Source organism: Nocardia cyriacigeorgica (assembly GCF_029868385.1).
GTDB lineage: Bacteria > Actinomycetota > Actinomycetes > Mycobacteriales > Mycobacteriaceae > Nocardia > Nocardia cyriacigeorgica_F.
The window spans coordinates 45,048-57,964 of sequence record NZ_JARWNX010000058.1; the positions used below are offsets into that span (position 1 = coordinate 45,048).

A 12,917-nucleotide genomic window follows, 5' to 3' on the forward strand; every position below is an offset into this window, starting at 1 on the left:
GTAGGGTCACGGGGCCACCGTAGTCGAGCGGTATGGCGAGGCAAGTTGCGCGGGTCGCCGAGGCCGCGGCACGGATCCGACCGGATGCGACCCCGCTCGGTTCGGTGACGCACGATCAGGTGCTACCGACAAGGGCCGGAGGTGACATCGTACGGCCGTCGCGGCTACCGATCAGCGAGTTCGTCGCTCGGACAGCGCCCGTCTACCGCAGCGCTCAGGACGCGACGGTCCCCACATCCGAACCGTCGTGCCGGTGAAGATCAGGAGGCCACCGTCGCCGACCGGACGCCCTGTGCGAGTTCGGCGGTCAAGGTCCGCACCGCGTCCAGCCCTTCGGCAGCGGCGCTGACCAATGCCGATCCGACGATCACACCATCGGCGTAGGCGGCGATCTCGGCGGCCTGCGCACCGGAACGCACGCCCAGCCCGACACCGATCGGGATATCGGAGTGGGCGCGGACCCGTGCGCACAGCGCGGGCGCGGCCGAGGACACCGCGTCACGCGCGCCCGTCACACCCATCGTGGACGCGGCGTAGACGAAACCACGCGAGGCTTCCAGGGTCTTGACCAGCCGCTCCTCGGTGGAGGACGGTGCGACGAGGAAGATCCGGTCCAGATCGTGTGCGGCCGAGGCGACGAACCAGTCGTCGGCTTCCTCCGGGATCAGATTCGGGGTGATGATGCCCGCGCCACCGGCGGCGGCCAGATCACGCGAGAAACGATCCACCCCGTACTTGAGCACGGGATTCCAGTAGCTCATGACCACGGCCTGCGCACCGGCCGCGGTGACGGCCTCGACCACGGAGAACACATCGCGCACCCGCACACCGCCGCGCAGTGCCTGCTCGGCGGCCTGCTGGATGGTCGGTCCGTCCATCACCGGATCGGAGTACGCCACGCCGACCTCGACGATGTCGCATCCGGCCTCCACCATGGCCCGCACGGTGGCGATCGAACCGTCCAGGTCCGGGTAACCGGCGGGCAGGTAGCCGATCAGGGCGGCGCGGTGTTCGGCGCGGCAGGCCGCGAAGGTGTTGGCGAGTCTGGACTGCTGGCTCACTGCGCGTTCCCCTTGCCCTCTGCGGCGTCGTCGTCGAACAGTCCGAACCAGCGGGCGGCGGTGTCCATATCCTTGTCCCCGCGCCCGGACAGGTTCACCAGGATGATCGCGCCCGGTCCGAGCTGTTTGCCGAGTTCGAGCGCACCGGCCACCGCGTGCGCGGATTCGATCGCCGGAATGATGCCCTCGGCGCGGCTGAGCAGCAGTAGCGCGTCCATCGCGGCGGAATCGGTGACCGGCAGGTATTCGGCGCGACCGGTGTCCTTGAGGTGGGCGTGCTCGGGGCCGACACCCGGATAGTCCAAACCGGCGGAGATGGAATGCGATTCGATGGTCTGCCCGTCCTCGTCCTGGAGCAGGTACGAGTAGGCGCCCTGGAACGCGCCGGGCGAACCACCGGTGAAGGTGGCGGCGTGACGGCCGGTCTCCACACCGTCACCGGCGGCCTCGTAGCCGATCAGGCGTACGCCGGGATCGTCGATGAAGGCGTGGAAGATGCCGATGGCGTTGGAGCCACCACCCACGCAGGCGGCGACGGCGTCGGGGAGCCGACCGGTCAGCGCCTGCACCTGTTCGCGGGCCTCGAGGCCGACGACGCGCTGGAAATCGCGCACCATGAGCGGGAACGGATGCGGTCCGGCGGCGGTGCCGAAGCAGTAGTAGGTGTCGTCGGCGTTGGACACCCAGTCGCGCAGCGCCTCGTTGATGGCGTCCTTGAGCGTCTGCGATCCGGTGGTCACCGAGACGACCTCGGAGCCGAGCAGCCGCATCCGGGCGACGTTGAGCGCCTGCCTGGCGGTGTCGACCGCACCCATGTAGATGATGCAGTCGAGCCCGAGCAGTGCACAGGCCGTCGCGGTGGCCACACCGTGCTGTCCGGCGCCGGTCTCGGCGATGACGCGGGTCTTGCCCATGCGCTTGGCCAGCAGCGCCTGCCCGAGCACATTGTTGATCTTGTGCGATCCGGTGTGGTTCAGATCCTCACGCTTGAGCAGGATGCGCGCGCCACCGGCGTGCTCGGCCAGTCGGGTGCATTCGAACACCGGCGACGGACGGCCGGTGTAGTCACGCTGCAACCGGTCGAGTTCGTTCAGGAATCCGGGGTCGAGGCGGGCCTTGTCGTATTCGGCGGTGACCTCCTCGATCACCGCCATCAGCGCCTCCGGCACATGCCTGCCGCCGTAGACGCCGAAATGGCCGCCGCCATCGGGCTCGTGCCCGCTGCGGTGGGCCACGCCCGCGCTGGCCGCTGGCAGTTCGCGACCCGCCATCACCGGGCCCGCCGGGCGGGCTTCGGGCAGGACGGGTGAGTGCCGGCGGTCACCAGCTGAGAGACCGCGGCACGCGGATCACCGCTGGTCACCAGACCTTCGCCGACGAGCACGGCGTCCGCGCCCGCCCCGGCGTAGGCCATCAGATCGGCGGTACCGCGCACACCGGACTCGGCGATGCGGATCACCTCGGTGGGCAGTCCCGGCGCGATCCGCGCGAAGCAGTCGCGGTCCACTTCCAGGGTCTTGAGGTTGCGCGCGTTGATACCGACGACCGAGGCGCCCGCGTTGAGCGCACGATCGGCTTCTTCCTCGGTGTGCACCTCGACCAGCGCGGTCATCCCGAGCGATTCGGTGCGGTCGATGAGCGAGCTGAGCGTGTCCTGCTCCAGCGCGGCGACGATCAGCAGGATGACATCGGCGCCGTGGGCGCGGGCCTCGTGGATCTGGTACGGGCCGACGACGAAATCCTTGCGCAGCACCGGGATGTTCACGGCGGCGCGGACAGCGTCCAGATCGTCGAGCGAGCCGTGGAAGCGGCGACCCTCGGTGAGCACGCTGATGATGCGGGCGCCGCCCTCCTCATACGCCTTGGCGAGGCTGGCCGGATCGGCGATCTCGGCGAGCGCGCCCTTGGACGGGCTGGCTCGCTTGACCTCGGCAATCACGCCGATGCCGTCCTCGTGCAAGGCCGCAAGCGCGTCCCGGGGCGGGGGCGCGGCGGCCGCGGCGGCCTTGATGGCCTGGAAATCCAGCAGGGATTCCCGTGCGGCCACATCCGCGCGGACCCCGTCGAGAATCGAGTCGAGTACCGTCATCTGGCTCGAATCCTTTCTGGGGAGACGGACTCACTGCCTGAGAAATCCCCCCAGGCGCTGTCTCACCGGTGCTGATCAAGAGTAAAGGGGCGGGTGCGGCGCGCGTGCGCCGGGGTTGGCACCAGGGTTGGGGTGCCTGCCACGTGTGCTGCGGCGGGTCGCCCGGTCATCGGGTCATCTGTCGTCGGGTGCGCAGCGATCCTCGTCACGGGCGCTGCGCGGACGATCTTCGGTGGGGTCGGTGCCCGCGTCGAGCGCGTCCCAGAGCACCCGTTCGGTGACCGGAGGGGCGGTGGTGTCGTCATCGCGACCGGTGACGAGGTCGGTGGCGGCGGCGCGACGGGCGACCGGATTGTCGTACTTGCCCGACAACGGTGCGCTCTCCTTCGGCATCCTGGCCAGCAACACACCAGCGGCGAATGCGGCCAGTGCGCCCGCCATGGTCAGAACGGCGGGTAGGGCGGAGGTGCTCACCTCGTCGACCTGCGCGCGGCCGGGGAGTTCGGCGAGGGTGGCGGCGCGCTGGGAGGTGGCGCCGGAACCGGTGAGCAGCGCCAGTGCGGGTACCGCGACAACGGCGCCGACCAGCGCCACCAGCACACCGACCACCCGTCGCAGCCAGCCCTTGGTGGCGAGCACCGCCGCGATGGCGGCCAGCAACACCAGCGCCAGCGGGGTGAGCGCACCGAACCAGGTGCCGCCGTCGAGATCGTCGGTGCGTGGTTCGGTGAGTCCGTCGGAGGAGGTGAGGCTCACCCACGTCATCCGCGACGCGCCCCACAGGGCCGCCGCGGCAAGGGCGAGCAGCACCACCGGGATGACGGGATAGCGCCGCTGGTTCGAGACCTGCACCGAACCGGCGGCGGGCGTGTCGTCCCGGTCGTGCGCGGGTGGACCGGTGTCCGGGTCGCGTTCAACGCTCATGCAGGCGCCTCGTCGCTGTCCTGATCCGCGCGATAGGCGCGCACCGTCTTCGCGGCGGCCACCGCGCGCAGCACCGCCATGGCCTTGTTACGCGATTCGGTGTCCTCGTATTCGGGTTCGGAATCGGCGACCACACCAGCACCGGCCTGGACGTAGGCGGTGCCGTCCTTGAGCAGCGCGGTGCGGATGGCGATCGCGGTATCGGCGTCACCGGCGAAATCGAGATAGCCGACCACGCCGCCGTACACCCCGCGCCGGGTGGGCTCCAGCTCCTCGATCAGCTCCATGGCCCGCACCTTCGGCGCACCGGACAGCGTGCCCGCCGGGAAGCAGGCGCGTACCGCGTCCAGGGCGATCTTGCCCGGCGCCAGCCGACCGGACACCGTGGACACCAGATGCATGACGTGGCTGTAGCGCTCGACGTGCCGGTAATCGGTGACGCGCACCGTGCCCGGCTGACACACCCGCCCCAGATCGTTGCGGCCGAGATCGACGAGCATCAGATGCTCGGCGTTCTCCTTCTCGTCGGCGAGCAGGCCCTTCTCCAGCAGCAGATCGTCGGCTTCGGTGACACCGCGCCACCGGGTACCGGCGATGGGATGGGTGGTCGCCACGCCTTCCTTCACCGTCACCAGCGATTCCGGGCTGGAACCGACGATGGAGAACGCGGTGCCACCCGAGCCGTCGGGCACGTGCAGCATGTACATGTACGGGCTCGGGTTGGACGCGCGCAGCATCCGGTACAGGTCGATCGGCGCGCCGTCGTAATCCATTTCGAAGCGCTGCGACAGCACCACCTGGAAGGCCTCGCCCGCCTCGATCTCCTTGACCAGTCTGCGCACCCCCGCGCCGAATTCCTCGGTGGTGCGGCCGCGCCGATACTGCGGTTCGGGCTGGTCGAACACCGATACCGTCGACGGTGCGGGCGCGGCGAGGGCTGCGGTCATCCGGTCCAGCCGGGCCACGGCGTCGTCGTAGGCCTCGTCGACCCGTTCGGCGGTGCCGTTCCAGTTGACGGCATTGGCGATGAGGGTGATGGCGCCCTCGTGGTGGTCGAAGGCGGCGAGGTCGGTGGCCAGCAGCAGCACCAGATCGGGCAGTTGCAGATCGTCGGCGGCCACCGACGGCAACCGTTCCATCCGCCGCACCGCGTCATAGGCGAGGTAGCCGACCATGCCGCTGGTCAGCGGCGGTAGTCCGGGCATGCGCTCGGTGCGCAGCAGTTCGAGGGTTTCGTGCAGCGCGTCGAGCGGGTCACCACCGGACGGAGCGTCGGCGGGGGTGGTGCCGAGCCAGGCGGCCTCGCCGTCGACCACCGTCAGCGCCGATGGGCTGCCCGCGCCGATGAACGACCAGCGCGACCAGGACCGTCCGTTCTCCGCGGATTCGAACAGGAAGGTGCCTGCCCGGTCACCGGCCAGTTTGCGATAGGCCGACAGTGGAGTTTCGGAGTCCGCCAGGACTTTTCGGGTCACCGGCACCACCCGGTGTTCGGCGGCCAGTTGGTGGAACTGTTCGCGGGTCGTGGTGGCCGTGGTGTCCTGGCGGTGGGATGCGCCCTGCATCGCACCATCATCCCAGGCCGCTGGATCAGGCCGATCGGCGCACCCGCCGGTACGGTCGATCCATGAAGACTGGCCAGCTCGCTCCGCAGTTCGAGCTCCCCGATCAATCCGGTACCGTGCGTTCCCTCGACGATCTCCTCGCCGACGGCCCCCTCGTACTCTTCTTCTATCCCGCGGCCAACACCCCGGTCTGCACCGCCGAGGCCTGCCATTTCCGTGATCTGGCCGAGGAATTCGCCGCGATCGGCGCGAGCTGCGCCGGTATCAGCGCCGACGGGGTCGACACCCAGGCCGGCTTCGCGGGCAAGCAGCGGCTCGACTACCCGCTGCTGTCGGACACCGACGGCGCGGTGGCCGCGCAGTTCGGCGTCAAGCGCGGACTGCTGGGCAAACTGGCGCCGGTCAAGCGGCAGACCTTCGTCATCGATCGGGATCGGACGGTGCTCACCGTGATCACCGGTGAGCTGCGCGCCACTGTGCACGCCGATGAGGCGCTGCGTTTCCTGCGCGAACGCACCAACTGATCCACCGCCGGTCCGGGTGTCTCCCGGACCGGCGTCTCCTGTCGGACCGCGACCCGAGATCCCGCACCGGCGTCTTCTGCCGCGTACCAGGCCGATAGTCCCGGACCGGGTCGTTCCTTCCGAAACACCGGGCCGATCAACGGCACGCCGGTACCAGTCGGGCCTACGCTGGATTCATGACCACGCCCGAGCGCACGCCGGACACGCGGACATCCACCTCGATCTCCTGGCGCACCCGGATCATCGCGGGCGCCGTCCTGGTCGTGGTGCTCATCGTCGCCTACCTCATCCTCGCGGCGTTCATCCCGCGCTGGTGGGCCCAACGGGTCGGCGAGATGGTGGGCGGCAGTTTCTCCAAGGGCATCGGCTGGGGTCTGGTCTACGGCGGCCTGTGTGCCGCCGTCCCGTTGTTCTTGTTGCTGATCGCGGTGCTGGTGTGGCGGCGGCGTGGTGGCAAGGTGATCGCGGGCGGCGCGGTGGTCCTCGCCGTGCTGTTCGCGATCCCGAATCTGATGACACTGACAGTGGTGCTCGGCGGCAACAATGCCGCGCACGCCGGTGAACGCATCATGGACGTCGACGCGCCCGCCTTCCGCGGGGCCTCGGTGGTCGGGGCGCTCATCGCCCTGCTGATCTTCCTCGCTGTGGTGTTCGTCGTGGTCCGGCGGCAATGGCGGCGGCGAGCGGAAGCCAAGGCTGCCGTGTCCGCAGGCGCTACGACATCCATCGACTCGACGGCGGCTGTCCGCACGACCGGAGACACTGCGGGAACCGAGGCTCACCGCCCCGAAAATCTGTGAGTGACCTCACGTCGTTTCGCGTCTCGCAGACGACCGAGCGAAGTCGTGGCAAACTCGTGTGCGCGGGTGACTGTCAGTGTGAAACCACGTCACTTGGCTCGAGAGAAGGCGCACAGTGACGAAGTGGCTAAATCCAGTAGAACAACGAGCTTGGCGGGCGATTGTCGCGTTGATGACACGCCTGCCGGGCGCTTTGGACACCCAGCTGCAACGCGAGTCCGGCGTCACGCACTTCGAATTCTGGGTGCTGTCGCTGCTGTCGGAGGAGCCGGGCCATCGACTTCAGATGAGTGAGCTTGCCCACAGGGCAAATGCATCGCTATCGCGACTGTCTCATGTGGTGTCGAAGCTCGAGCGCATGGGCTGGGCCGAACGCACCGTCACCGCAGGACGCCGCGGTGTGCAGGCCGTGCTCACCGATGAGGGCTACAAGAAGGTGGTCGAGGCCGCGCCCGGCTATCTGGACGCGGTCCGCAGACTGGTGCTCGACGGACTGGATCCCGCTCAGACCGCCACCCTCGCCGATCTCGGTGAGGCGATGACGGCCCAACTCTCCGACGGTCTCGGCAGCCCGATCAGAACCAGGGACGAGACCACCGGCTACTGATCAGGATTGCGCGGCGAGCAGCACATCGGTGTCGAAACAGGTGTGCGTGCCGGTGTGGCAGGCGGCGCCCTCCTGATCGACCACGAGCAGTACGGTGTCGCCGTCGCAGTCCAGCCGCACTTCGTGCACGTACTGCGTGTGCCCGGAGGTCTCCCCCTTCACCCAGTACTGCTGACGTGAACGCGAGTAGTAGGTGCCTTTGCGGGTGGCCAGCGTCCGGGCCAGTGCCTCGTCGTCCATCCACGCGACCATCAGCACGTCACCGGTGCCGCGCTCCTGCGCGACAGCCGAGAACAGACCGGCCTCGTTGCGCTTGAGCCGAGCGGCGATCGCGGGGTCGAGTGTCATGCCACCGTTATAGCAGGCCGTCGATGCGCCCCGGACCGCCCGTCAGCGTGGATGATCGAGTGCGCCGAATGCCGCCCAGGTGCGCTCACGGTCGGCCGCCGTCGTCAGATCGGTCTGCGTGAGGATCACATCGGTCGCGCCCGCGTCGAAGTATTCGGCCACGCGGGCAGCGAGCACCGCTTCGTCGCCGATCACCACCAGATCGGCGGCCCGATCGGCGCCGGACAGTTCGACGACGCGCCGGTAGGACGGAATACCGTCGTAGAAAGCGGTCTGCGCGGCGGCGGCCTCACGCGCCCCTTCGATATCGGCGGTGACGACCGCGGGCACCAGGACTGCGATACGGGGCCGCGGACGTCCCGCCTGTGCGGCGGCCGCGGTGATCGGCTCGACGATATGGTCGCCCAACGCACCCGGCCCGACCAGAAACGGCAGTGTGCCGTCGGCCAGTTCACCGGTGACGCGCAATGCCTGCGGCCCCATCGCCGCCACCAGCACCGGCACACGGTCGGCTCCGGCGACGCGCGCGGTCAACGGCGGCGCCGCGGTCACGGTCGCGCCGTGGAAATCCGCGTCCCCGTCCTCGAACACCTGCCCGAGCACGGTGAGGAACTCACGCAGCCGGGTGATCGGCCGGTCGAAGCTCACCCCGTACACGGGTTCGGCGAATGCCGGTGCGCCGAGTCCCACCCCGAGCGTGAACCGCCCACGCGCAGCGGCCTGCGCGGTCTGCGCATGACTGGCCACGAGCAGCGGATGCCGCGCCGAGATCGGCACTACGGACGGGCCGACCTCCAGGCCGGGCACCTCACGCCCGACGTGCGCGGCCACCGCGATACTGTCATGGCTGAACGTCTGCCCGAACCACAGCGAGTCCAACCCGGCCGCCGCCGCTTCCCGGCCGAGGGCCACCGCAGCGTCGATCGCGTTGTCCGAGGTATCCAAGGCCCGAGGCCCGATTGCCACACCGATTCCCATGTGCGGACGAACAGCGCGCGGTGAGCGCGGATTCCGCCGGGTCCGATACTCGCGATTCGCTCGCGCCGATCCGAAATAGTGCCTGGTCGCCGCCGACCGCCTGGGTCACCGGACGATGATGTCCGCCGCACGCATCGCGCCCTTGACCTCGGGGATGCTCAGATCCCGGAAGTGGAACACACTGGCCGCCAGCACCGCGTCCGCACCGGCTTCCACGGCGGGCACGAAATGCTCGACCGCCCCCGCACCACCGCTGGCGATCACCGGGATCGATACCGCCGCGCGTACGGCCCGGATCATCGGCAGATCGAAACCCGCTTTGGTGCCGTCGGCGTCCATCGAGTTCAGCAGGATCTCACCGACGCCGAGTTCGGCGCCGCGCACCGCCCATTCGACGGCGTCGATGCCGGTGCCGCGTTTGCCGCCGTGCGTGGTGACCTCCCAGCCGGAGGGGGTGTCGGGCTGACCGTCCGGGACGGTGCGGGCATCGACCGAGAGCACGATGCACTGCGAGCCGAACCGCTGCGACATCTCCCGCAGCACCTCGGGGCGGGCGATGGCGGCGGTATTGACCGACACCTTGTCGGCGCCCGCGCGCAGCAGCCGGTCCACATCGTCGACGGTGCGTACGCCGCCGCCGACGGTGAGCGGGATGAAGATCTGTTCGGCGGTACGGGTGACCACGTCGATCATGGTGCCGCGATCGCCGGAGGATGCGCTGACATCCAGGAACGTCAGTTCGTCGGCGCCCTGTGCGTCGTAGAGGGCGGCCAGTTCCACCGGATCGCCCGCATCGCGCAGGTTCTCGAAGTTGACGCCCTTGACCACCCGCCCGGCATCCACGTCCAGGCAGGGGATCACGCGTACCGCGACCGTCATCGCCTCATCCTTCCCTGCCACCGCGCGCGGCGGTGGGTTCTGTTTCCGCCGAGACCGCACCGATCATCTCCAGCAGTTCGGCGTGCACGCCCGGTGCGGCGGCCAGCACCGATCCCGATTCGATATGCCACGGCGCGCCGGTCAGATCGGTCACCACACCACCGGCGGCACGCACCAGCGCCACCCCGGCCGCGTTGTCCCACGGATGATGCCCGAACACGATCGCACCGCCCAATGCGCCGGAGGCGGTGAAGGCCAGGTCGATGCCGGTGGAGCCGTGCATCCGCACCCGCGAGGACAGCCTGCTCAGCGCGCCGAGCAGATCGAACCGGAAGCGGCCGGGGATGCGGCCCGCCGAATCGACGTTGAACGCGCCGAAACCGATCATCGCCTCGGCCAAGGTCCCCGTCGGCAGCGGCGGGAGCGGCACACCGTCGAGCAGTACCGGACCACCGGCCACGGCGGCGTAGCGGCGGCCGAGCACCGGCAGCCAGGTCAGGCCGAGTACCGGTTCACCGTCGCGGACCAGGGCCAGCAACATGCCCGACAACGGATGTCCGGACGAATAGTTGAACGTGCCGTCGATCGGGTCGAGCACCCAGGCGGTGCCGCTGGTGAGCTGCGGGCCGCCGAATTCCTCGCCGTGCACCTCGATACCGGTGAGCTGGTGCAGCCGCGCGGAGATGGTGCGTTCCAGTTCCAGATCGAGTTCGGTGGCGAAATCGTTGTGGCCCTTGTCGACCGCGCTCGGCGCGCCGAGGCCGTCGACGAACCGCACGGCCGCCGCATCGAGCACTTCGGCGGCAATGGGCAGCAGTGCTGCGGGATCGGGATTCGGGACGGTCATATCGGCGGGCTCAGCGCACCGCGGCGAGCGCCTCGGGCAGCGTGAACCGGCCCGCGTAGAGCGCCTTGCCGACGATCGAGCCCTCGACGCCGTCGGGCACCAGTTCGGCGATGGCGATCAGATCGTCGATGGTGGACACGCCACCGGAGGCGATGACCGGCGCGTCGGTGGCGGCGCAGACCTCGCGCAGCAGGTCGAGGTTGGGGCCGGTCAGGGTGCCGTCCTTGGTGACGTCGGTGACGACGTAGCGCGAGCAGCCGTCACCTTCGAGGCGTTCGAGCACCTCCCACAGATCGCCGCCATCGCTGACCCAGCCGCGCCCACGCAGCCGGTATTCGCCGTCGATGATGCGCACATCCAGGCCGACGGCGACGCGTTCGCCGTATTCGGCGATCGCGCGGGCGCACCACACCGGATCTTCCAGGGCGGCGGTGCCGAGATTGACCCGCGCGCATCCGGTGGCCATGGCGGCCTTCAGCGATTCGTCGTCCCGGATTCCGCCGGAGAGTTCCACTTTCACATCGAGTTCGCCGACCACGCCGGCGAGCAGCTCGCGGTTGGATCCGCGCCCGAACGCCGCGTCCAGATCCACCAGATGCACCCACTCCGCACCGGCTTCCTGCCAGGCGAGCGCTGCCTCACGGGGCGAGCCGTAGCTGGTCTCGCTACCCGCCTCCCCCTGCACGAGGCGCACGGCCTCTCCATTGGCGACATCGACGGCGGGCAGCAGCACAAGACTCACTCCGAACAGCCTAATAGCTCACCCCTGGCAACCCGGCCCCGGGCCTGGGGATACGAGCTGCTGGCCGATGAAGCCTGCCGCGGAACCCGGCGGACGACTGACGCCCACCGGCCGCACCGGACCGACCGCACTGGTCGACCAGCTCGCCGGCGCTCAACGAAGGTGATTCCAACAGTTCCGCCGCGTCGCTGATGCGACCGCAGAACCGGCCGAGGCGAGCGGGCGCGATGGTCTGATCCCGCGGCCCTGACCTACAGCGACTGAACCCAGTTGCGCAGCAGATGCGCCCCGGCGTCCCCGGACTTCTCCGGGTGGAACTGGGTGGCCGCGAGGGCGCCGTTCTCTACAGCCGCCAGGAACTTGGTGCCGTGTTCGGCCCAGGTGAGCTTGGGTGCGGCCAGGTGGTCGCTGGGTGGCAGGTCCCACTGCTGGGCGGCGTAGGAGTGTACGAAGTAGAAGCGGGTGTCGGCGTCCATACCCGCGAACAGCACGCTGTCGGTGGGGGCTTCGACGGTGTTCCAGCCCATATGCGGGAGCACGGGGGCGTCGAGGCGGGCGACGGTGCCGGGCCATTCGCCGCAGCCTTCGGTCTCCACGTCGAATTCCACACCGCGGTCGAACATGATCTGCATACCGACGCAGATGCCGAGCACGGGGCGGCCACCGGCCAGCCGCTGTCCGATGATCCGTTCCCCGCGCACCGCGCGCAGTCCGGCCATACACGCGGCGAACGCACCGACACCGGGCACAACCAGCCCATCCGCGGCCAGGGCGGCCTTCGGATCGGCGGTCACCTCCACCTGGGCACCGGCCCGCACGAGGGCGCGTTCGGCCGAATGCAGGTTGCCGGAGCCGTAATCCAGCAACACCACCGACGCACTCACAGCGCCCCCTTCGTCGACGGCACACCGCTGACCCGCGGATCGGGTTCGACGGCCGCGCGCAATGCCCGTGCCACGGCCTTGAATTCGGCCTCGGTCACATGATGCTGATCGCGCCCGTACAGCACCCGCACATGCAATGCGATGCGCGCGTTGAGCGCGATCGATTCGAAGACATGCCGGTTGAGCACCGTCGAATACGGCGCGCCCGGCTCATTGCGCCCACGCACCGGCGATCCCGGAATCACCGCGTGCAGCAGATGTTCCGGCTCACCGACGTGCACGCAGTACGGCCGCCCGGAGACGTCGACGGCGGCATGGGCGAGAGTCTCGTCCATCGGGATGTAGGCGTCGCCGAAGCGGCGGATGCCCTTCTTGTCGCCGAGGGCCTGCCCCAGCGCCTGACCGAACACGATCGCGGTGTCCTCCACCGTGTGATGCGCCTCGATCTCGATATCGCCGTCGGCGCGCACGGTCAGATCGAAGCTCGCGTGCGCACCGAGCGCGGTGAGCATGTGGTCGTAGAACGGCACACCGGTGGAGATATCGGTGCGGCCGGTGCCGTCGAGGTTCAGCTCGACGACGATGCTCGACTCTTTGGTGGTGCGTTCCACCCGCGCGGTTCGGTTCATGCTCGCTTCCGGGTTGTTGCGGCGGTATCGGCTCGGCGAC

General features: G+C 69.3%; 15 protein-coding genes. 3 read left to right on the top strand and 12 right to left on the bottom strand.

Features of this window, described 5'->3' with window-relative positions; genetic code table 11:
• Positions 1-260: 260 nt before the first annotated feature.
• The 5 genes from trpA to QH168_RS19420 form a co-directional block, all read right to left on the bottom strand.
• Positions 261-1,061 carry a tryptophan synthase subunit alpha gene (gene trpA / locus QH168_RS19400; RefSeq protein WP_280236145.1) on the bottom strand — a complete coding sequence of 267 codons (801 nt, stop codon included), beginning with the start codon at positions 1,059-1,061 and terminating at the stop codon, positions 261-263.
• Positions 1,058-2,332 carry a tryptophan synthase subunit beta gene (gene trpB, locus QH168_RS19405; protein ID WP_280236146.1) on the bottom strand — a complete coding sequence of 425 codons (1,275 nt, stop codon included), beginning with the start codon at positions 2,330-2,332 and terminating at the stop codon, positions 1,058-1,060. Before trpB ends, trpA begins: the two co-directional genes overlap by 4 nt.
• Entirely contained in the window at positions 2,332-3,150 is an 819-nt protein-coding gene (gene trpC / locus QH168_RS19410) for an indole-3-glycerol phosphate synthase TrpC (RefSeq protein ID WP_280236147.1), read from the bottom strand. Before trpC ends, trpB begins: the two co-directional genes overlap by 1 nt.
• A gap of 174 nt (positions 3,151-3,324) precedes the next feature.
• Complete coding sequence (locus tag QH168_RS19415; RefSeq protein WP_280236148.1) at positions 3,325-4,074, bottom strand: TIGR02234 family membrane protein; 750 nt, start codon at positions 4,072-4,074, stop codon at positions 3,325-3,327.
• Positions 4,071-5,639, bottom strand: a complete 1,569-nt coding sequence (locus QH168_RS19420) for an anthranilate synthase component I (RefSeq protein ID WP_280236149.1) — start codon at positions 5,637-5,639, stop codon at positions 4,071-4,073. The genes QH168_RS19415 and QH168_RS19420 overlap by 4 nt, the downstream gene beginning before the upstream one ends.
• Positions 5,640-5,701: 62 nt before the next feature.
• Between QH168_RS19420 and QH168_RS19425 the strand changes: the two genes are divergently transcribed.
• The 3 genes from QH168_RS19425 to QH168_RS19435 all read left to right on the top strand — a co-directional run bounded on the left by QH168_RS19425 (position 5,702) and on the right by QH168_RS19435 (position 7,570).
• Positions 5,702-6,163 carry a peroxiredoxin gene (locus tag QH168_RS19425; RefSeq protein WP_280236150.1) on the top strand — a complete coding sequence of 154 codons (462 nt, stop codon included), beginning with the start codon at positions 5,702-5,704 and terminating at the stop codon, positions 6,161-6,163.
• Positions 6,164-6,339: 176 nt separating this feature from the next.
• Positions 6,340-6,963 (top strand): permease, encoded by a 624-nt coding sequence (locus tag QH168_RS19430; protein ID WP_280236151.1) that lies wholly within the window; start codon positions 6,340-6,342, stop codon positions 6,961-6,963.
• Positions 6,964-7,135: 172 nt separating this feature from the next.
• Positions 7,136-7,570: a MarR family winged helix-turn-helix transcriptional regulator gene (locus QH168_RS19435; protein WP_280236152.1), complete on the top strand. Its 435-nt coding sequence runs from the start codon at positions 7,136-7,138 to the stop codon at positions 7,568-7,570.
• On the opposite strand, the gene hisI is transcribed toward QH168_RS19435, so the two are convergent.
• From hisI to hisB, 7 genes are all read right to left on the bottom strand, one after another.
• Positions 7,571-7,918 (bottom strand): phosphoribosyl-AMP cyclohydrolase, encoded by a 348-nt coding sequence (gene hisI, locus QH168_RS19440; RefSeq protein WP_280236153.1) that lies wholly within the window; start codon positions 7,916-7,918, stop codon positions 7,571-7,573. It abuts the gene before it with no gap.
• 42 nt (positions 7,919-7,960) lie between these two features.
• Positions 7,961-8,896 (bottom strand): TIGR03564 family F420-dependent LLM class oxidoreductase, encoded by a 936-nt coding sequence (locus QH168_RS19445; RefSeq protein WP_432421137.1) that lies wholly within the window; start codon positions 8,894-8,896, stop codon positions 7,961-7,963.
• A gap of 105 nt (positions 8,897-9,001) precedes the next feature.
• Positions 9,002-9,775 (bottom strand): imidazole glycerol phosphate synthase subunit HisF, encoded by a 774-nt coding sequence (gene hisF / locus QH168_RS19450; RefSeq protein WP_280236155.1) that lies wholly within the window; start codon positions 9,773-9,775, stop codon positions 9,002-9,004.
• 4 nt (positions 9,776-9,779) lie between these two features.
• On the bottom strand, positions 9,780-10,622 hold the full coding sequence (locus QH168_RS19455) for an inositol monophosphatase family protein (RefSeq protein WP_280236156.1): 843 nt from the start codon (positions 10,620-10,622) through the stop codon (positions 9,780-9,782).
• 10 nt (positions 10,623-10,632) lie between these two features.
• A complete protein-coding gene (gene priA / locus QH168_RS19460) occupies positions 10,633-11,364 on the bottom strand; it encodes a bifunctional 1-(5-phosphoribosyl)-5-((5-phosphoribosylamino)methylideneamino)imidazole-4-carboxamide isomerase/phosphoribosylanthranilate isomerase PriA (RefSeq protein ID WP_280236157.1) in 732 nt (243 codons plus the stop codon).
• A 251-nt stretch (positions 11,365-11,615) separates the two neighbouring features.
• Positions 11,616-12,248 (bottom strand): imidazole glycerol phosphate synthase subunit HisH, encoded by a 633-nt coding sequence (gene hisH / locus QH168_RS19465; protein WP_280236158.1) that lies wholly within the window; start codon positions 12,246-12,248, stop codon positions 11,616-11,618.
• Positions 12,245-12,877, bottom strand: coding sequence for an imidazoleglycerol-phosphate dehydratase HisB (gene hisB / locus QH168_RS19470; RefSeq protein ID WP_280236159.1), 633 nt, complete (start codon positions 12,875-12,877; stop codon positions 12,245-12,247). Before hisB ends, hisH begins: the two co-directional genes overlap by 4 nt.
• Positions 12,878-12,917 lie beyond the last annotated feature (40 nt).

Bases quoted from the DNA above. Each gene is read 5' to 3' on its own strand.
- trpB (WP_280236146.1), bottom strand. From the start codon at position 2,332: ATGGCGGGTCGCGAACTGCCAGCGGCCAGCGCGGGCGTGGCCCACCGC.
- QH168_RS19420 (WP_280236149.1), bottom strand. From the start codon at position 5,639: ATGCAGGGCGCATCCCACCGCCAGGACACCACGGCCACCACGACCCGC.
- QH168_RS19435 (WP_280236152.1), top strand. From the start codon at position 7,136: ATGACACGCCTGCCGGGCGCTTTGGACACCCAGCTGCAACGCGAGTCC.
- hisF (WP_280236155.1), bottom strand. From the start codon at position 9,775: ATGACGGTCGCGGTACGCGTGATCCCCTGCCTGGACGTGGATGCCGGG.
- QH168_RS19415 (WP_280236148.1), bottom strand. From the start codon at position 4,074: ATGAGCGTTGAACGCGACCCGGACACCGGTCCACCCGCGCACGACCGG.
- QH168_RS19455 (WP_280236156.1), bottom strand. From the start codon at position 10,622: ATGACCGTCCCGAATCCCGATCCCGCAGCACTGCTGCCCATTGCCGCC.
- QH168_RS19445 (WP_432421137.1), bottom strand. From the start codon at position 8,896: ATGGGAATCGGTGTGGCAATCGGGCCTCGGGCCTTGGATACCTCGGAC.
- hisB (WP_280236159.1), bottom strand. From the start codon at position 12,877: ATGAACCGAACCGCGCGGGTGGAACGCACCACCAAAGAGTCGAGCATC.
- hisI (WP_280236153.1), bottom strand. From the start codon at position 7,918: ATGACACTCGACCCCGCGATCGCCGCTCGGCTCAAGCGCAACGAGGCC.
- trpC (WP_280236147.1), bottom strand. From the start codon at position 3,150: ATGACGGTACTCGACTCGATTCTCGACGGGGTCCGCGCGGATGTGGCC.
- QH168_RS19430 (WP_280236151.1), top strand. From the start codon at position 6,340: ATGACCACGCCCGAGCGCACGCCGGACACGCGGACATCCACCTCGATC.
- QH168_RS19425 (WP_280236150.1), top strand. From the start codon at position 5,702: ATGAAGACTGGCCAGCTCGCTCCGCAGTTCGAGCTCCCCGATCAATCC.